Here is an 18,034-nt window from a genome sequence, read left to right as displayed (position 1 = left end):
GTTATGAAGTCGATTCCTAAATATATGACAAGATTCATCGCCGCTTTACCGCGTCGACATCAAGTACTGCTCAGCTCTGTCTGCGCGGTAACACTCCTTGTTGTGTTGCTTCCATCCGAATCTGCGACAGCATCTAAGCACGTTTCTGAACCACAATTAGGCCAAGCCGAATTAATCCTTGGACAACGCTATCAACTGCAGATTAATGTCGAAAACCCGCAATCAAATGCTTCGGGTCAGCAAGACACAACTGTACGTTGGAGCGGCTATGAAGTTCGTTCGGGTGACTCGTTAGCGCGTATTTTTGACCAAATGGGGTTCACCCCGCAGCAGCTCTATCGCGTTACTCAAGACGCTCAGGCAGATAAACTCCTGCGCAAGATTCACCCAGGTGATACCTTACGCTTTGCCAAAGACGAACACGATGATTTGATTCAAATTGCTTATCAAATCAATCCAACTGATACGTTAATTGTTAGCAAATCGGAAAACGGTTTCGTTAGTGAAATTGAATCAAAAACAGTTGAAGTAAGAACTGAAACTGCGCACGCACGAATCACTTCGAGTTTTTGGAATGCGGGTATTGATGCCGGTTTGACTGAAGGTCAAATCATGAGCATTGCAGATATTTTTGGTTGGGATATCGATTTCGCGCTCGACTTACGTGAAGGTGATGAGTTTAGCGTCATGTTCGAGAAAGAGTATGCTGATGGCGAGTTCGTTGGTTATGGCCGTGTTCTCGCTGCTGAATTTGTAAACCGCGGCGAACACTACCAAGCCTTTTTACATGAAAACGGTGATTTTTATAATGCCGAAGGTCGAGCAATGCGGAAATCATTCCTGCGTTCACCGGTTAAGTTCACCTATATCAGTTCAAGTTTCAACCCGCGTCGCTTGCACCCTGTAACTGGTCAAGTTCGACCGCATAATGGTATCGACTACGCTGCTCAAACTGGCACACCAGTGATGTCCTCTGGTGCAGGAAAAGTGATTGCTAGCGCCTATAACAACCTAAATGGTCACTACGTGTTTATTCAACATGGTGAGCGTTATGTAACGAAGTATCTGCATTTGAGTAAGCGCCTTGTCAAGAAAGGGCAACGGGTGAAGCAAGGTGAACTGATTGGCCGCGTCGGCGCGACGGGTCGTGTTACTGGCGCGCACCTGCATTATGAGTTTTTAGTTGATGGCGTACATCGTAATCCACGCACAGTTAAGTTCCCACAAGCCGAATCACTGGTCGCTGCGGAACTACCGGTATTCAAAGAGATAGCGCAACAGCGTCTCGCAGTTTTGAATGATAGTAAGCGGTTGTATTTGGCGATGCGCTGATGCCTCAACGTGAGCTCTTCCTCGGCCTCATGTCCGGTACTAGTATGGACGGGCTTGATGTGGTTCTCGTAGAGTTCGATGCAGCGCAACCAGAGCTTCTGCAACATCGTCAGTATCCGCTCGATGACGAGCTTCTAGAGCAACTACATATCCTTTGTCACGAATCAACAGGCGAACTTCACTTATGGGGTTGTGCCGATCGACGTTTCGCCGAGTTTTGTGCCGAATCGGTGAATCACTTTCTAACCTATTTCGATATTTCACCGAGTGCCATTAAAGCGATTGGGAGTCATGGACAAACGGTTCGTCATCAACCCGATCAGTCTCCAGCCTATACACTTCAGCTCGGTGATCCGAACACGCTCGCTGCGTTAACAGGAATACCTGTCGTCGCCGATTTTCGGCGCAAGGATATCGCCTTAGGAGGGCAAGGCGCCCCACTGGTTCCAGCATTTCATCAGGCTATTTTTAGTAGCTTTGACGAATCACGGGTTATTCTAAATCTTGGTGGTATTGCGAATATTACGTGGCTTCCAGGTACGCCGGCAGGGGTGACGGGATTTGATACTGGACCTGCAAATACACTACTAGACCGATGGTTCACAGCCTGTCATCCCAACCATGAAGATGATTTTGACCGACACGGTGCATTTGCCGCTCATGGGCAAGTTCTTGATGATGTTCTAGCGAAGCTTCTTGATGATGATTATTTCAAACGTCCTCCACCTAAGAGTACTGGTCGTGACGATTTCAATTTAAAGTGGCTTGAAAAGTACCTTGGCGATTTATCGAAATTTAAAGCAGAAGATTTACAAGCGACCCTAGTCGAACTGACAGCTTGCACCGTAGCTCAAGCCATCAAAGACTGGTTGCCAGAGCGCCCCGAGACAATTTTTGTTGCGGGGGGTGGTGCTTACAACCCAATTTTAATGAGTGCTCTGAAGGCGAAGTTGCCACATTGCGGGTGGCATGCAACATCGGTGCTTGGCGTTGCGCCTCAACACGTAGAAGCCATGGCATTTGCCTGGCTTGCACGTTGCTATATGCATCGTGTGCCAGGCAATTTACCGGCTGTTACCGGAGCAAGCCGCCCAACTATACTCGGCGGCTTGTACTTACCGTAGTAAAACGTTGTCGTTTAACTTCCTAACTCAGCAAAAGCATCGCGAGTCAGATTCTCGTTGTTACCATCTGTTCCAACAACAATACTATCTTCAATGCGAATGCCGCCATATGGACGTAACTCGGCAATCTTATCCCAATTGAAGTCTTTGTTACCGGCATGTTCTTCGAGTAACTGATCAACAACGTAGAGGCCTGGCTCAATAGTGAACACTTGTCCTACTTCAACATCACGGAGTAAACGCAAGAATGGATGACGTGGATCGCGAGCAATGGTGTCACCACGATCATTCGCCAAGAATCCACCCACATCATGCACTTGCAAACCAATGAAGTGACCCAAGCCATGTGGGAAGAAGGCGCTGCTGTATCCTTGTTCGTAAATACTTTCAGCAGTTCCCTTAACAAAGCCAAACTCACCAAGAATTTTTGCAATTTTAAGGTGCTGACTAACATGCAGCTCGTAATAATTGATGCCTGGTTTAATTTCGCTTAACAAGCTTTGTTGCGCATCATCCATCGCCTCGATGAGATCCGCAAAGAAGCCCTCTTCACGTGCGTAAGTACGGGTGATATCCGCACAGTAACCGCGATACAATGCACCAGCATCAATCAGGAATGAACGTGATTGCTCAGGAGCGCTAGTTTCATATACATCGTAATGCAGTACCGCACCGTGTTCATTCAATGCCACAATGCTGTTATATGGTACTTGGCTTTCACGAAAATTAATGGCGGCAAGGTAAGCGTGATGAATTTCTAACTCACTAGCGCCAGCCATGAATGCATCACGAGCGGCAAGATGCGCCTTAGCCGCCAATTTATTCGCCTGCCGCATGTTTTCTACTTCCCACGCCGTTTTGATTGCGCGATGGAAGTGCAAATGATCGATTAAATTTGCTGGATTACGTGCCTTTACTGGCCAGCTCGCCACTGGCTCGGCAAAATCTTCGCCAATGAAAGCAGCGGATTTGATCTTGTCACCGAGCCAATCCGTCATTTTTTCTTGGTTATCAATAACGATCAGCTCAACGTGTTGCTGCCATTCTTCTGCGGGAATCTTCACTTCGGCGTGCCAGAAATCGCGAGGTTTGAACAAGAACACGACTGGCTTTTGCCCTGGCTGGTAAAAAATGGCACTCTTCGGGCTTTCGATGACAGGAACCCAATACTTAAACAGTGGATTCACTTTATAGGGAGCTGGATTATCGTCCAAGAAGGCGACGCGTGGTTGCCCTGCATAGATAAGAACAGAATCGAAACCAGTTGCGGTAAGAGCTTCGTCAAATCTGGCTTTAACTGTGGCGATATGGTCTGCGTATGCGCTCATAAATACCTCGGTTAGAATGTTTGGCAACATTCTAACCGAAACAACGCATTAACTCATCTCTAGATGGCGAAGCTTGACCCACAGCCACAGGTAGTCGTCGCATTCGGGTTATCTACAAAAAAACGTGCGCCTTGCAACCCTTCTTCGTAATTTACCGTGCCGCCAACCAAATATTGCAGACTCATTGGATCAACCACCAATGTCACACCGTTTTTCTCGATTTCCATATCACCAGGGTTGGTCTTTTCATCGAAGGTAAAACCATACTGGAAACCTGAGCAGCCGCCGCCTGTCACATACACACGCAGTTTCAACGCCGGATTTTCTTCTTCAGCGATAAGTTTTTTAACTTTGTTAGCTGCGGATTCAGTAAACTGAATAGGCATGGCTTGTGCAACATCTGACATAGTCTTTCGGTACCTCTTGAAAATTCTGGTGCTATTTTCTCTTACCTGACTAAAAGGGTCAAGTATTGCCTTGCAGAAGTTGGCTCCAATAGAAGCTTCGTGTCAGCGATTGATTCGAACCATCTATCTTCACTTCAACATCAATACGCTCCGGTAAAAAGTCTTCCGGTAGCACAAAATCACCCGCTTGGACGGTAAAGTATCGCATACTAAATTGACGATCTTTCGCTTCAATATTTGCCAGTGCCATTAAGTCAAAACTCGCCGACTTGCCGTCCTTTCGACCATGCAAACGCATGGTTAACGTCCCCTTAGTGAGGTTACGCAGACGTTCCATTTGCACCACTGCAATACGAAAATGATAATGGTCGGCGGCAATGTTCTGCTGTAACTCAAGCGAATCAATAACAACGCCACTGGCTTCCATTTCTGGCGCCATAATTTTTTGGTAAAACGTCAATTCACGACGCAAGGCAAAGTTCTCGTCCTGCGCCATCAGGAGCTCTTGCTGCAAACTTTGACTGGCAGCGCGTTCTATCCCTAATTCAACGGTCGCAATGTGCTGCTGATAATCAAAGGTTTCAGCTCGCTCATAAAGTTGCTCAATTGTCGCCTCTTGTTGAGCAACTTTATCGATAAGCTTTAAAACATGCCAATGACCACCCCAATAGCCAGCTAATGCACCGATAGCGATTGCTAGTGCAATGACACCCCAGCCACCAAAGCGGTGAACTAATGCTGCTGTTATGATATTTTGCTTCTCTTTCATGGGCTCACTTCTTATCATGAATTAGCGCCATGCTACGCAGGCACTGGTTAGGACGCAACTAAAAATAAACACATGGGCTTTCAGATGATTCTTTGGTTAAAAGCGTTTCACGTTATTTTTATGGTGGCTTGGTTTGCCGGCATCTTCTACTTACCGCGATTATTCGTGTACCACGCGCAGAACCAAAACGACGCTGTTCACGAGCAGTTCAAAGTTATGGAGCGCCGTTTACTCTACTTTGTAACGCCATTTGCCATCTTGACGTTGGTTTTTGGTCTCGCATTAATGTGGATTTATGGCAGCGCTTGGCTAAAAGCCAGCGGTTGGCTGCATGTAAAACTTGTCATCGTTACATTGCTCTACGTTTATCATGGCTATTGCTTTAAGCTTTTGGCCGATTTCAAACATAATCGAAACACCCGCAGTCATAGATTTTACCGCGTTTTTAACGAGATTCCGGTGCTTGCATTATTTGCCATCATCATTTTAGCCGTGGTCAAACCGTTTTAGCGGTTTGATCATTCTTTTTAAGCGCAGTTTCTGTTAAAGTACTGGCCCAGTGTGTGCAATCACTGCAGGGCCTTTCATCATGAATTTTACCGGTTCAAATATCCTTTCTGTTGAGCAATTCGATATCGACAGTATTCAGACTATTTTTGCTATTGCCGACCGCATGCAACCTTATGCTCGCAGGCAAAAACGTACCAAAGTGCTCGATGGTGCCATTCTAGGTAATTTGTTTTTTGAACCGTCTACCCGAACCCGTGTTAGCTTTGGCACCGCGTTTAATTTACTTGGCGGCGAGGTACGTGAAACAACCGGTATGGAGAGTTCCGCGCTAGCTAAAGGCGAATCACTCTACGACACGGCGCGCGTGCTCAGTAGCTACAGTGATGTGATAGCGATGCGTCATCCAAAATCTGGCTCAGTAGCCGAATTTGCCGAAGGTAGTCGCGTACCTGTTATCAATGGCGGTGACGGTGCGAACGAGCACCCAACTCAAGCACTACTTGATTTATACACCATCAAAAAAGAATTGGCTTATCACGGCCACGACGTTGATGGTATGCACATTTGCATGATCGGTGATTTAAAATTTGGTCGAACTGTGCACTCACTGTCGCGCTTACTCGCTATGTACAAGGATATTCGCTTCACTCTGATTTCGCCGCGAGAGCTGGCAATGCCTGATAGTGTACTTGAGGTGCTTGATAAGGCTGGCCATCGGGTTACCATTACCGATCAGGTTAGCGGAAGTTCGGATGCCGACATTGTCTATCAAACTCGCATTCAACAAGAGCGCTTTACAACGCCACAAGAAGCAGACATGTACCGTGGTAAATTCCGCCTCAACAGTGAAATTTATACGAAACACTACAAGCCGAACACCGTGATTATGCACCCGCTGCCGCGTGACTCACGCGCTGAAGCAAATGAATTAGATAACGATTTGAACCAAAACCCGAATTTAGCCATATTCCGTCAAGCAGATAATGGTGTTCTCATTCGGATGGCACTCTTTGCGCTCACTTTAGGTGTGGCCGATCAAATTGAAAAATACGAGTGCGACGTCAACTGGTATAGCGAAAAGCGCACCAGTTATTAAGTAACTTAAACGATTACGAGGAAACGAATGTCACGTTCTGACGAATTATTCGCACAAGCTCAACACAGCATTCCCGGTGGTGTGAACTCTCCGGTGCGCGCTTTCAACGGCGTTGGTGGCTCACCAATTTTTATCGAAAGCGCAGATGGTGCCTATATGTTTGATGCCGACGGTAAACGTTACATCGACTACGTTGGTTCTTGGGGCCCAATGATTCTTGGCCATAACAACCCAGCCATTCGCGAAGCAACCCATAAAGCAGTAGACCGTGGCTTGAGTTTTGGTACGCCAACGGCAAATGAAATCACCATGGCTGAGAAAATCAAAGCACTGGTGCCGTCAATTGAGAAAGTGCGGATGGTCAATTCGGGTACCGAAGCAACCATGACTGCAATTCGTTTGGCGCGCGGTTATACCGGTCGTGACAAAATTTTAAAATTTGAAGGCTGCTATCACGGTCATGCTGATGCGTTATTGGTAAAAGCTGGATCGGGTGCGTTGACGCTTGGCGTGCCAAATTCGCCAGGTATTCCAGAAGATTTTGCAAAGCATACGCTCACTGTAACCTTCAATGATATTGAATCAGTTCGTCAGATTTTCGCCGAAGTTGGCGACGAAATCGCGACTATTATTGTTGAACCTGTTGCTGGAAACATGAACTGCATTCCACCTGCTCCTGGCTTCTTAGAAGGCTTGCGCGAAATTTGTGATGAATACGGTAGCGTATTGATTTTCGATGAGGTAATGACTGGTTTTCGTGTTGCTCGCGGTGGCGCTCAAGAACGTTACCAAGTCACCCCTGACCTAACCACGCTCGGCAAGGTCATTGGTGGCGGCATGCCTGTTGGTGCTTTCGGCGGTAAGCGCGAAATTATGGATTACATTGCGCCGGTAGGCCCTGTTTATCAAGCCGGTACATTATCAGGTAACCCCGTTGCGATGGCAGCAGGTCTTGCCGCATTAACCCAGCTTGATGACGAGCAGTTATATCCAAGCTTATATGCCAAGGTTGATCGCTTAGTTGATGGATTACAGGCACTTGCCGATGAGGCTGGTATTCCATTCACCACGAACCGTGCTGGTTCAATGTTTGGCTTCTTCTTTAGCTCGGATGGCCCAATCACCAGCTATGCACAAGCAACGCAGTGCAATATGGAGCACTTCCGTAGCTTCTATCACAGCATGCTAAAACAAGGTGTGTACTTAGCGCCATCAGCGTTTGAAGCTGGCTTTATGTCGGCTGCACATACGGATGCTGACATTGACGCCACATTAGCTGCTGCGAAGGTTGCATTTGCAGCGCTAAAATAAGCGCTGCCACCACGACTTCTCTTCAATATTGCCCGAGCACCCAAGGTCCTCGGGCAATTTTTTTTGTCGGGCCGGTAATAGTCGAGCATTATTACAGTCCACTGGAATACGCACGCCGAGCTGCGGATGAAAGCCCGCCGCTTCAACATCGGTTGGTGAGTTTAATTGCAACGGTACAATTGGTATCTGCTCAAGTACTTGCTGCACTACCTTTAGTGCACCACTGCTGCCGGTGAGTTGCACCGGTTGATTATCGTCTCGCCCCAACCAAACGGTAACCACATGCTGATTGTCATACGCCACGAACCAGCTATCACGATAATCATTAGTGGTACCACTCTTACCAGCTAGTTTGTTAACGCCAAAAGCATCCGCTAGCTTGCTCCCGGTACCTTCATTGATAACCCCACGCAAACCAAAGTTCACCAAAAAGCCTGAAGCCTCACTAAAGAGTCGTTGCTGTTGGGAGACGTTGCGCTCGTAAACCGTTAACCCTTCATGATTGGTCACCGCACGTATACTTTGTAGTGGGCGATAACCGCCATGCTGTGCCAGCATGGTATATATCTCAGTAATAGCCATAGGGGAAAGTGGCACAGCGCCAAGAGTAATAGCTGGAACACTTGTAATTGGCGAATCGACGCCGCTCATCTGTAGCAGTTCGGCTAAGCGTTCAATACCGACTTCAACGCCGAGACGAACAGCTGGCACATTTCGCGACTGTGCGAGCGCATCATAAGCCAACATTTCGCCTTCGAATTTTTTGTCGAAATTCTGCGGTATCCATATTGGTTGGTTCGACTGTGCTAGTTGAAATGGTTCATCAGAAACTAAAGAGCCTAATTCAAAATCTGGTAGAGACTGGAAAGCCTCCGCATAAATGAGTGGCTTAATCAGCGAGCCAACCGGTCTCATCGCTGCAACAGCTCGGTTAAACCCAACTTGGCGTGGATTCTTATCACCAACAACTGCAGTAACGCCCGCCTCTTGATGGTTGGCAATAACAATCGCACCTTGTAATTCATCATCGTCGCTCACGCGAGGTAATTCGGTAACAATTGCTGCTTCAGCTGCGTTCTGGGTCACTGGATCAAAATAAGTAAAAACCCGCAAACCTTCTTGCTGCCAATTCACTGGAAGGTTTAAGCGTCCCAGCTCAAACTTCACCAACTCCATATAATGCGGTAGGTTCTCAGTAACTAACCGCCCCGTACCTGCTGGTAGTACAGGCTGACTCACGCTAGCAACATATTGCGTTTTATTCATAAGGTTTTGCGCAAACATGAGTTGCAATATGAGGTCGCGACGCTCTTGCGCACGTTCTGGGTAGCGACGTGGGTCATAATACGAAGGACCTTTGATAATGCCGACTAGCAGCGCAATATCGGCGGCATTAAGTTCTTCAACTTGCTTTCCAAAATACAGACGGCTCGCCAAGCCGACACCGTGTATTGCCGAGCCTCGATCTTGACCGAAATACACTTCATTCAAGTAGGTTTCTAGGATCTCGTTTTTGCTAAATCGATAATCGAGCACGATTGCCATTAAAGCTTCGTTCATTTTTCGCCACAATGACCGCTCGCGCGTTAAATAAAGGTTTTTAACCAACTGTTGGGTCAAGGTACTGCCACCCTGCACCGTGCGCATGGCAGATAAATTGGCAAGCGCAGCACGACCAATCGACGTTAGAGAGATACCTGAGTGATGATAAAAATCGCGGTCTTCTACCAACAACAAGGTTTCGATAAGAAGACTCGGAACGCGCTCAAGACCAACCAGCAACCGATCTTCATCGTTGCCACCGGATAATCGACCTAAGTAAGGTGGTTCCAATTGAATTCGATTTAACGTACGGCCATCAGGTAAACTCAAAATTGCTTGTACACGATTACCGGCAAAATTTACTTGCACACGCTTCGCCATTTGTGGGCCGTTAGCAAAATCGAATGGTCGCCGATAAAACTCAACGCCATACTCGGTCAAGCGGTACTGACCTGAATCTTTGACGGCATCAACCGCACGATAATTAAGGCGGCGCAATTCACTAATTAATGTTGATTTATTAACTGTTGCTTGTGGTTCTAGGGTAAGACTACGGCCATAAATTAACGCCGGCGCTTGATATCGACTCGAGCTAAAGCGCTCGGTAAATGTCGCATCGAGATAGATAAGATACCCAACAAGTACCACAATGCCGACAATCGACAGCTTCAATCCGAGCATGACAATGCGTCGAATAAAAGATGGCTTCGGCGTCGACTTTTTCTTTCGGGTCATTTTAATTGTCTCTTCGTCTTATGCGTTGCTTGCGCTTGTAACGGATCATCAGGCCAAGGGTGCTTTGGATAACGCCCTTTCATCTCTTTTTTGACGTGTTGATAAGCATTTTTCCAAAAGCTAGCTAAATCGGCGGTGCGTTGCAACAAACGCCCCGCTGGAGAAAGTAAATCTATGGTAATACTTTGTCTGCCGTTACAAATGGTTGGCGACACTGGCTCGCCGAAAAGCTCCTGCAACTTAGCAGAAATTGTCGGTTTTTCAGCACAATAGTCAATTGCAACAAGCCGGCCACTCGGGATAGCGAGAGCCGCTGGACATGCTTCATCAAGTTGCTGTTGTTGTTGAAACGTCAATCGTGCTTGAAGTGCGGGTAGCGGGTCCCATGCATGCAACTTGCTGAGGCTATCAATGGATAGCCAATACGGCTCAGCCCATTGCTCAATGCTATCGACTAATACCTCAATCGCAATTGACGGCCACTCGGTGGGTTGCTGAAGTTTCTCATACAGACGAACTCGCGCCAGCCACTGCTGCGTTGCTGGGCTCAGTTGAAATAGCTCTAGCCCCCGCTCACGCATCTGCGCTTTGACATAATTACCCAGTGCATGCAGCCGCTGTTCAGAGCTAATTTTATCGGGTTGCGGAATCTCGCGCAGTACGATTGCACCTATTGCATCAACCTCTAAAGCTTGCAAACGTTGCTGTGGCCCCTGCCAACGAACCTCGACACGGCGTTCTCGTATTATCGCTAGATGCTCAAGATCGGTGTTATTTAGCGGAATCGCTGTACGAATAATCGCGTCACGGTGATGCTCAGATAGAGTCATATCAACCACCAATAACCAGTCATCGCGGCTTCGGGTGTCTTGTTGATGGAGCATCGCGCCAGCGCCGTTACTCAACAAATAGCGGTCTGAGTTTGCGCGCAGTTTAGCAACACGATCGGGGAATCCCCACAGTAACACCTCACTGCATAAGCTTGCATCGACTCTCGGTTGCGTCAGTTCCAATTGCTTACACCAATATTGATAACGTTGACGCATGGTTTGCGTCAAACGCTCAACTGGCAGCGGAAATTGGTTTGCCTCAACATTGTGCTCAAGCTGGGCGACTAACCAAGCCGCTGTGGCGGCGTGTGTTGCTGATGTCGTTTTTGCACGAACTAAGAGCGTGGCCAATCGTGGCTCGGTGCCGAGGTCGGCAACTTGATGACCAAGTGCTGTCAGCATGCCTTGCTCATTACATAATTCGAGCGCCTTTAACACCGAGTTTGCTTGCGCTAAGTTTCCCCGATTCGGCAAACTGAAAAACTTTAATTGCTCAGGACTAGAGCCCCAACGTCGGCACTCAAGTAGAAAGCTAGTCAAGTCAGCGGTTTCCAGCTCAGGTGCTTGATAATCACGCAAACCATGCTCGTCGGCCTGTGCCCATAATCGAAAACAGTGTCCCAGACCAAGACGCCCAGCGCGTCCAGCACGTTGCGTTGCCGACGCCTTGCTGATACGGCTTGTGACGAGTTTGGTGATGCCATGTTGTGGATAAAACTGAGCCTGTCGCTCTCGCCCACTATCTACCACCACATCAATGTTTGGAATGGTCACACTGGTTTCAGCGATATTTGTTGAAATGACGAGGCGCCGACGCGTGTCGCGTTCGTCTAATACTTGCTTTTGCTGGGCTAACGGAATTTGTCGGTGCAGTGGCATCACGAGCCACTCGGAATTCCCTTCGAACATGGCGCTCAGTTGATCGATCTCACGCTTGCCCGGTACGAATACCAGAACACCCTTTGATGCCAAGCGCATAGCTTCACGGATGACCGCCGGCATGGCTTGCAGCCAAGTTTGATTTGCTGGCACTGGTTGATACTGAATATTAATTGGATACTGTCGCCCTTCACTTTGCAGCACATGCGCATCGCCAAGCCAATTTGCAATTGTTTGTGCTGGCAACGTTGCCGACATAATCAGTAACTGAAGGTCGTCACGTAAACTGGCGCTCTCTAATGCCATTGCCAAACCTAAATCAGTGGCAAGATTACGCTCGTGAAATTCATCAAAGATAATTAAGCCAGTACCAAGCAGCTCAGGGTCTCGCTGGATATATTGAGTAAACATCCCTTCGGTAACTACCAACAGCCGTGTTTGCGCATTGAATTTTGCTTCACCGCGAATGTGATAGCCCACCGATTCACCAACCGCTTCTCCAAGCTGTTCGGCAAGAAAATGGGCAATTGAGAGAGCCGCCATACGCCGCGGCTGGAGAAGGAGAATTCGTTGCTGTTGAAAAAGTTCGCTTTGCATGAGCGCAAGCGGTAATGCCGTCGATTTCCCTGCTCCGGGCGGCGCTTCTAGCACCACAGGTGCACTCGGTAGTAACCGAATCACATCATCGATGAGTGCTGTTACTGGCAGCACCTGTGGTGTCGTCATAAGGTTATTTCAATAACGTGGCTGCAATGGTGCGGAACCCAAGCGCTGTTGCCCCAGCTGGCCACATTGCGTTGGCACTGCCGTTATAGGCGCCAGCAATATCGAAGTGCAACCATCCGGCACCATCGTTCGGCGCAAAGCGTAATAAGAAACCAGCGGCATTACTTGCGCCACCTGCGCCACCACCTTTTTGTGGTCGACTATTGGCGGTATCGGCAAATGCTGACGGGCAATTATCTTTGTGCCATTGATTTAACGGTAAACGCCACAGCAGTTCGCGTTGCTCATCGGCAATTTTAAGCGCTGACTGCGCTAATGCATCATCGACACTAAATAAAGCATTGTACTCGGTACCCACGGCAACTTGCGCAGCGCCAGTTAACGTAGCAGCGTCAATGATCAATGGCGCCTTAACCTCGCCAGCATAAATTAATCCATCGGCTAAAACTAAACGGCCTTCGGCATCGGTATTCACAATTTCCACGGTCTGACCGTCTTTATAAGTAATAATATCGCCAAGCTTGTACGCACTACCGTCAATTAGGTTTTCAGCGCAGCACAACACCAATTGCACTCGTTTTTGTAGACCTTGTTGAATTGCATGCACAAGCGCGCCTGCGACTGTTGCTGCACCGCCCATGTCACATTTCATGGCGAGCATGCCCTCGCTACTTTTAATGCTGTAGCCACCACTGTCAAACGTGATGCCTTTACCAATTAATACAGCATCAACTGGCGCATCAGCTTGTTTCGACGGGTTATAATCCACCACCAACATAACCGGTGGACGCTTGCTTGCGCGGCCTACGGTGTGGATACCCATGCGTCCGTCAGCTATCAATTCATCGCCAACGACAGTACGTACATTTACCGCATCACCACCTATGCTCGTCAATTTATCAGCGACTTTGCTAGCGAGTGACTCAGGATAAATTTCGTTCGGTGGTAAATTAATTAACCCACGAATCCATGCAGCTGTTTCACGCAATTGTGTCAGTTGTTCTGAAGCACTTGCCCAGTTAATTTGGTTTTTCGTTAACGTGTCGGTGAATCCATTCGAGAAAGCCCATTGACGCTCAATATCCCAGCCTTCACCTTCTAGCGAAACCGACTTTACCCCCATTGAATCAAGCTGACGGCCTGCCTTTTGAATTTTCCGTAAGTTGTTAGCTTCATTTTCAGCAACATAAATTGTCGCACCCTGCTCACCAAGAATCACCGCAGTGCTTGGCTTCCAAGCCGATTGATTTGGTTGCTGTGTCGAAACAAAGACAGATACAGTGCTAGACATGCGAATACGCTCCCAGTATGTTTTTGGCTTTTAATGCTCTATCGTATCCGAGCTATATGAGGCTTACAATGCTGTTTCACAACCCTTTACGACAGGCTGTGCTAATTAAACGCTATAAACGCTTTTTAGCTGATGTTGAACTCGAAAACGGTGAAGTTGTTACCGTACACTGCCCGAATACAGGCGCCATGACCGGCTGTGCCGAAGCCGGCATGCGAGTATGGCTAAGCGATTCTGCCAATTCTAAACGAAAATACCGTTTCACTTGGGAAATCGCCGAAACTTTCAAGGGGCAATTAATTTGCGTCAATACGCACCGTGCTAACCGTGTTGCAGGAGAAGCTTTAGATAGCAATGTCATTGAGCAGCTAACCGAGCTTCAGCAGTTGAGTGCAGAACGTAAATACGGCTATGATAACCGCCGCATTGATTGGTTTGCTCGCGATTCACAACACCGCGAAGTCTATATTGAAGTAAAGAGTGTGACCTTAGCAGATGCTAACCAAGGCTACTTCCCTGATACCGTCAGTAAACGCGCTTCAGACCATTTAAGAAGTTTGCAAGACATGGTCGCTGACGGCCATCGAGCTGTAGTTTTGTATACCGTTTTACACAGCGGTATTGAAAACGTGAGTGCTGCACGGCACATTGACCCGAAGTACGCTGAGGAATGTCAGAAGGCAAGTAAGGCGGGTGTGGAGTTTTACGCGTTAGGCTGTGAATTAACGTTGCAGGCAATAACGCCGCGACGAGAACTACCCGTAATGATATAGATAATGCGAAATCTTCAAATGCAAATTATTAGAAATTAAATTGCGCCGATATTCGCTTTCTGGTATATGTACCGACCTTTTTAATAACAACGTCTCATACAGGAGAACCATAATGCCTCAAGGAACGCCGAAAAAAACCCATGGCATTCTGGCGCAAGCTGGTTTAGAGCCATACGAGCTCGGGCCGGACGAAGAGTACATGAATGAGGCGCAACGTGCGCATTTTCGTAAAATTCTTGAAGTGTGGCGCGCACAATTGCGTGAAGAAGTTGATCGCACCGTGCATCACATGAAAGATGAAGCAGCAAACTTCCCTGACCCGGTTGACCGTGCTGCTCAAGAGGAAGAGTTCAGTTTAGAGCTTCGTACACGCGACCGTGAGCGTAAGTTGATTAAGAAAATCGAAAAAACGCTGCAGAAAATTGAAGCAGATGATTTCGGCTTTTGCGATCAGTGCGGCATCGAAATCGGAATTCGCCGCTTAGAAGCTCGCCCAACCGCAGACCTCTGTGTCGATTGCAAAACGTTAGCTGAAATCAAAGAGAAGCAAATGACTGGCGCCTAGTATGGCCGCTTCGTTACCCTATTGTGGACGCTTTGCCCCGACCCCGTCGGGGCCTCTTCATTTTGGCTCTCTCATTGCAGCTCTCGCGAGTTACCTCGATGCGCGCGCACACGCTGGAAAATGGCTAGTGCGCATCGAAGATGTCGACACCCCGCGTGCCGTTGAAGGCGCCGACCAAGTCATTCTTGAACAGCTAAAACGTCACGAGTTACATTGGGATGGTGACATCTGGTACCAAAGTGAACGGACAGACGCTTATCAAGTTGCATTAGAATATCTTCGGCATCGCCACCTAACCTACCGATGCGAGTGCTCTCGAAAGCAAATCAAAGCGCTAGGGCCTTACTACACAGGCATTTGCCGAAACAAAAACATCGACTCAACAGATTCTGCCATTCGATTTCGTAATGATGACCCCATTCTCTCGTTTGAAGATGGTTGGCAAGGTCATGTAACCATCGACCCAAATTTTGCCAGTGAAGATTTCGTTTTATTTCGACGCGATGGATTATTTACTTATCAATTAGCCGTTGTCGTCGATGATATCGAGCAAGGCGTTACCGATATCGTGCGAGGTGAAGATTTGCTTACTGCCACAAGTTGGCAATTGAACTTATGGCGGTACTTTACTGATCGGGTTCCGCGTTTTAAACACGTGCCGTTGGCGCTGGATGAACATGGCCGCAAATTGAGCAAACAGAATCATGCTCCGGCGCTGAACAATGACGATGCAAAAGCACAATTACAAGCCGCACTCGTGTTTCTTGGATTAACCCCAAGCCATACGCTCACCGTACCGCAGTTACTCGCTGAAGCTGTCACGCAATGGCAAGCGCGGAGCTTCCCTGAAACGCCCCAGCAGGATACAATATAACCGTTTGCGACATCAGTTGGAGAACCTCTTATTATCAAACGCATGAAAGCTTTGGCCCAACGCGCTTTAAAGCGCCCTGCGGACAATGCAAATTTACCGCAGAATATTCTCGCTAAGCCTAAAATTATTCCTCGCGATAAACATCCAATATCGCGCAAAGATATTTCAGAGCCAGCTCTGAAAGTACTGTACCGACTACATAATTCTGGCTACCAAGCCTATTTGGTTGGCGGTTGTGTGCGCGACCTGATTCTAGGACTTCATCCAAAAGACTTTGATATCGCAACTAACGCAACACCTGAGCAAGTGCGTAAGCTATTCCGCAACTGTCGATTAGTCGGCCGCCGATTTCGCCTCGCGCATGTTGTCTTTGGTCGTGAGATTATTGAAGTCGCAACCTTTCGTGGTCATCACGATAGCGCAGAAGATGAACGCACCGATAAAGTAGCGAAGCAGGACGACGAAGGCATGTTGCTGCGTGATAACGTCTACGGAACGATCGACGAGGACGCACAACGCCGAGATTTCACAGTCAATGCGCTGTATTACAACATTGCCGACTTCAGCATTATTGATTTTGCCGATGGCATGAAAGATATCGAAAGTGGTGTGTTGCGCATGATTGGTGATGCGTCAACGCGTTACCGCGAAGACCCTGTGCGTATGCTACGAGCAGTTCGTTTCGCAACCAAACTGAACATGCGCTTGGATGATACGGTGGCAAAGCCAATTCGTGAGCTTGCTCCGTTATTGCAAAATATTCCGCCAGCTCGACTGTTTGAAGAAGTCCTAAAGCTCTTCACCGCAGGCAAAGGCTTAGCCAACTTCGAAATGTTAGTGGACTATCATTTATTTCAGCAATTGTTCCCATTACTGAAATCGTATTTGTCAGCGCCGACTGAAGCTCCGTATCAAATGCTGCGGCAAACCTTTTTAGATACCGACACTCGGGTGCGCAACGACCAACGCATTACGCCTGCTTACTTGTTTGCCGCATTGCTCTGGTGGCCGCTGCAAGCGCGCATGGAACAGTTAAGTGTCGAAAGTGGTTTACCGCCGGTCGATGCGTTGAATATTGCTGCCGCTGATGTGATTGGGCGTCAGGTACAAACCATTTCGATTCCGAAACGATTTAGTATTCCAGCTCGAGAAATTTGGCAACTACAACAACGTATGGAGCGAGCTAAAGGTAAGCGAATTAATAGCTTGCTCACGCATCCTAAATTCCGTGCGGCCTATGACTTTTTGTTACTCCGCGCAAAAACAGCGACCCCGCTCGAGCAAAAACCTCTCGAACAACGGGCTCAGTTTTGGACCAAGCTTCAAGAAAATACCAATATAGGCCCCTCGTCGGTTACTACGGATGATGACAAACCAAACAAGAAGCGCGGACGTCGTGGCGGTCGCCGACGCCGAACCAAATCGACCAAGAAGACAGATTAATGGCAAAGGTCTATATTGCATTGGGGGCTAATTTAGGTAATCCAGTGGAAACGCTTAAAGACGCGATTCTCAGCTTGAGTGGCCTGCCGCAATTTCAATTTGTTAGAAGTAGTTCGCTTTATACCAGCACGCCGATGGGGCCAAGTGATCAACCAGATTACGTGAACGCCGTCGCGTGTGCGGAAACAAGCCTCGCGCCGCTAGATTTACTTGATTTATTACAGGCGCTTGAGAGTCAATTTGGTCGGCAGCGGATTCGTCACTGGGGTCCACGGACGCTAGACCTTGATATACTGCTTTATGATGACCTCACCATCGATGATCCGCGCCTGCGGATACCTCATCCAGGTATGACAGAACGTGACTTTGTGCTGGTACCGTTAGCTGAACTGGAGCCAGAGCTTACTCTGCCCGATGGTCGTACTATTGCGTCATTGTTAGCCAACATGACGCATCATGACCTTGAAAAAATAACCTGATACAATCGAAGCTCATTAGG

General features: G+C 47.9%; 16 protein-coding genes. 10 read left to right on the top strand and 6 right to left on the bottom strand.

Annotated features, from left to right (window positions below; all coding sequences use genetic code 11):
* Positions 1 to 24: 24 nt before the first annotated feature.
* On the top strand, positions 25 to 1,332 hold the full coding sequence (locus tag LG272_RS04185; RefSeq protein WP_404409972.1) for a peptidoglycan DD-metalloendopeptidase family protein: 1,308 nt from the start codon (positions 25 to 27) through the stop codon (positions 1,330 to 1,332).
* Entirely contained in the window at positions 1,332 to 2,456 is a 1,125-nt protein-coding gene (locus LG272_RS04180; protein ID WP_404409774.1) for an anhydro-N-acetylmuramic acid kinase, read from the top strand. The genes LG272_RS04185 and LG272_RS04180 overlap by 1 nt, the downstream gene beginning before the upstream one ends.
* A gap of 14 nt (positions 2,457 to 2,470) precedes the next feature.
* Here LG272_RS04180 and pepQ read toward each other — a convergent pair whose 3' ends face one another.
* The 3 genes from pepQ to LG272_RS04165 are packed head-to-tail and all read right to left on the bottom strand — an operon-like array spanning position 2,471 to position 4,960.
* A complete protein-coding gene (gene pepQ / locus LG272_RS04175) occupies positions 2,471 to 3,784 on the bottom strand; it encodes a Xaa-Pro dipeptidase (protein WP_404409773.1) in 1,314 nt (437 codons plus the stop codon).
* A gap of 59 nt (positions 3,785 to 3,843) precedes the next feature.
* The gene (gene erpA, locus LG272_RS04170; protein ID WP_092858575.1) at positions 3,844 to 4,191 is read right to left on the bottom strand and encodes an iron-sulfur cluster insertion protein ErpA; all 348 of its coding nucleotides are present in this window, start codon (positions 4,189 to 4,191) and stop codon (positions 3,844 to 3,846) included.
* A gap of 58 nt (positions 4,192 to 4,249) precedes the next feature.
* Complete coding sequence (locus LG272_RS04165) at positions 4,250 to 4,960, bottom strand: DUF6776 family protein (protein WP_126760360.1); 711 nt, start codon at positions 4,958 to 4,960, stop codon at positions 4,250 to 4,252.
* A gap of 84 nt (positions 4,961 to 5,044) precedes the next feature.
* On the opposite strand from LG272_RS04165, the gene hemJ reads away from it, so the two are divergent.
* From hemJ to hemL, 3 genes are all read left to right on the top strand, one after another.
* On the top strand, positions 5,045 to 5,470 hold the full coding sequence (hemJ, locus tag LG272_RS04160; RefSeq protein WP_126760361.1) for a protoporphyrinogen oxidase HemJ: 426 nt from the start codon (positions 5,045 to 5,047) through the stop codon (positions 5,468 to 5,470).
* A gap of 79 nt (positions 5,471 to 5,549) precedes the next feature.
* Positions 5,550 to 6,566 carry an aspartate carbamoyltransferase gene (locus LG272_RS04155; protein ID WP_126760362.1) on the top strand — a complete coding sequence of 339 codons (1,017 nt, stop codon included), beginning with the start codon at positions 5,550 to 5,552 and terminating at the stop codon, positions 6,564 to 6,566.
* Positions 6,567 to 6,593: 27 nt separating this feature from the next.
* Positions 6,594 to 7,877, top strand: a complete 1,284-nt coding sequence (gene hemL / locus LG272_RS04150) for a glutamate-1-semialdehyde 2,1-aminomutase (protein ID WP_404409772.1) — start codon at positions 6,594 to 6,596, stop codon at positions 7,875 to 7,877.
* On the opposite strand, the gene mrcB is transcribed toward hemL, so the two are convergent.
* Genes mrcB through pepB form a run of 3 tightly spaced genes read right to left on the bottom strand, consistent with a single transcriptional unit; the run spans position 7,869 to position 13,880 of the window.
* On the bottom strand, positions 7,869 to 10,154 hold the full coding sequence (gene mrcB / locus LG272_RS04145; protein ID WP_404409771.1) for a penicillin-binding protein 1B: 2,286 nt from the start codon (positions 10,152 to 10,154) through the stop codon (positions 7,869 to 7,871). The genes hemL and mrcB overlap by 9 nt on opposite strands.
* Complete coding sequence (gene hrpB, locus LG272_RS04140) at positions 10,151 to 12,589, bottom strand: ATP-dependent helicase HrpB (RefSeq protein WP_404409770.1); 2,439 nt, start codon at positions 12,587 to 12,589, stop codon at positions 10,151 to 10,153. The genes mrcB and hrpB overlap by 4 nt, the downstream gene beginning before the upstream one ends.
* A 4-nt stretch (positions 12,590 to 12,593) precedes the next feature.
* A complete protein-coding gene (gene pepB / locus LG272_RS04135; protein ID WP_126760365.1) occupies positions 12,594 to 13,880 on the bottom strand; it encodes an aminopeptidase PepB in 1,287 nt (428 codons plus the stop codon).
* A 68-nt stretch (positions 13,881 to 13,948) separates the two neighbouring features.
* Between pepB and sfsA the strand changes: the two genes are divergently transcribed.
* The 5 genes from sfsA (at position 13,949) to folK (ending at position 18,014) form a co-directional block, all read left to right on the top strand.
* Entirely contained in the window at positions 13,949 to 14,653 is a 705-nt protein-coding gene (gene sfsA / locus LG272_RS04130) for a DNA/RNA nuclease SfsA (RefSeq protein WP_404409769.1), read from the top strand.
* A gap of 112 nt (positions 14,654 to 14,765) precedes the next feature.
* Entirely contained in the window at positions 14,766 to 15,218 is a 453-nt protein-coding gene (gene dksA / locus LG272_RS04125; RefSeq protein ID WP_404409768.1) for an RNA polymerase-binding protein DksA, read from the top strand.
* Position 15,219: 1 nt separating this feature from the next.
* Complete coding sequence (gene gluQRS, locus LG272_RS04120) at positions 15,220 to 16,092, top strand: tRNA glutamyl-Q(34) synthetase GluQRS (protein ID WP_404409767.1); 873 nt, start codon at positions 15,220 to 15,222, stop codon at positions 16,090 to 16,092.
* 42 nt (positions 16,093 to 16,134) lie between these two features.
* Positions 16,135 to 17,535: a polynucleotide adenylyltransferase PcnB gene (pcnB, locus tag LG272_RS04115; protein WP_404409766.1), complete on the top strand. Its 1,401-nt coding sequence runs from the start codon at positions 16,135 to 16,137 to the stop codon at positions 17,533 to 17,535.
* Complete coding sequence (folK, locus tag LG272_RS04110) at positions 17,535 to 18,014, top strand: 2-amino-4-hydroxy-6-hydroxymethyldihydropteridine diphosphokinase (protein WP_126760369.1); 480 nt, start codon at positions 17,535 to 17,537, stop codon at positions 18,012 to 18,014. Before pcnB ends, folK begins: the two co-directional genes overlap by 1 nt.
* Positions 18,015 to 18,034 lie beyond the last annotated feature (20 nt).

This window comes from Pseudidiomarina marina (genome assembly GCF_044807045.1).
Lineage (GTDB): Bacteria > Pseudomonadota > Gammaproteobacteria > Enterobacterales > Alteromonadaceae > Pseudidiomarina > Pseudidiomarina marina.
The sequence above is the reverse complement of the archived record's forward strand: the minus strand, read 5'-3'. Positions and strand labels throughout refer to the sequence as shown.

Coding starts and splice junctions, on each gene's coding strand:
- LG272_RS04185 (WP_404409972.1), top strand. CDS start 25: ATGACAAGATTCATCGCCGCTTTACCGCGTCGACATCAAGTACTGCTC.
- LG272_RS04180 (WP_404409774.1), top strand. CDS start 1,332: ATGCCTCAACGTGAGCTCTTCCTCGGCCTCATGTCCGGTACTAGTATG.
- pepQ (WP_404409773.1), bottom strand. CDS start 3,784: ATGAGCGCATACGCAGACCATATCGCCACAGTTAAAGCCAGATTTGAC.
- erpA (WP_092858575.1), bottom strand. CDS start 4,191: ATGTCAGATGTTGCACAAGCCATGCCTATTCAGTTTACTGAATCCGCA.
- LG272_RS04165 (WP_126760360.1), bottom strand. CDS start 4,960: ATGAAAGAGAAGCAAAATATCATAACAGCAGCATTAGTTCACCGCTTT.
- hemJ (WP_126760361.1), top strand. CDS start 5,045: ATGATTCTTTGGTTAAAAGCGTTTCACGTTATTTTTATGGTGGCTTGG.
- LG272_RS04155 (WP_126760362.1), top strand. CDS start 5,550: ATGAATTTTACCGGTTCAAATATCCTTTCTGTTGAGCAATTCGATATC.
- hemL (WP_404409772.1), top strand. CDS start 6,594: ATGTCACGTTCTGACGAATTATTCGCACAAGCTCAACACAGCATTCCC.
- mrcB (WP_404409771.1), bottom strand. CDS start 10,154: ATGACCCGAAAGAAAAAGTCGACGCCGAAGCCATCTTTTATTCGACGC.
- hrpB (WP_404409770.1), bottom strand. CDS start 12,589: ATGACGACACCACAGGTGCTGCCAGTAACAGCACTCATCGATGATGTG.
- pepB (WP_126760365.1), bottom strand. CDS start 13,880: ATGTCTAGCACTGTATCTGTCTTTGTTTCGACACAGCAACCAAATCAA.
- sfsA (WP_404409769.1), top strand. CDS start 13,949: ATGCTGTTTCACAACCCTTTACGACAGGCTGTGCTAATTAAACGCTAT.
- dksA (WP_404409768.1), top strand. CDS start 14,766: ATGCCTCAAGGAACGCCGAAAAAAACCCATGGCATTCTGGCGCAAGCT.
- gluQRS (WP_404409767.1), top strand. CDS start 15,220: ATGGCCGCTTCGTTACCCTATTGTGGACGCTTTGCCCCGACCCCGTCG.
- pcnB (WP_404409766.1), top strand. CDS start 16,135: ATGAAAGCTTTGGCCCAACGCGCTTTAAAGCGCCCTGCGGACAATGCA.
- folK (WP_126760369.1), top strand. CDS start 17,535: ATGGCAAAGGTCTATATTGCATTGGGGGCTAATTTAGGTAATCCAGTG.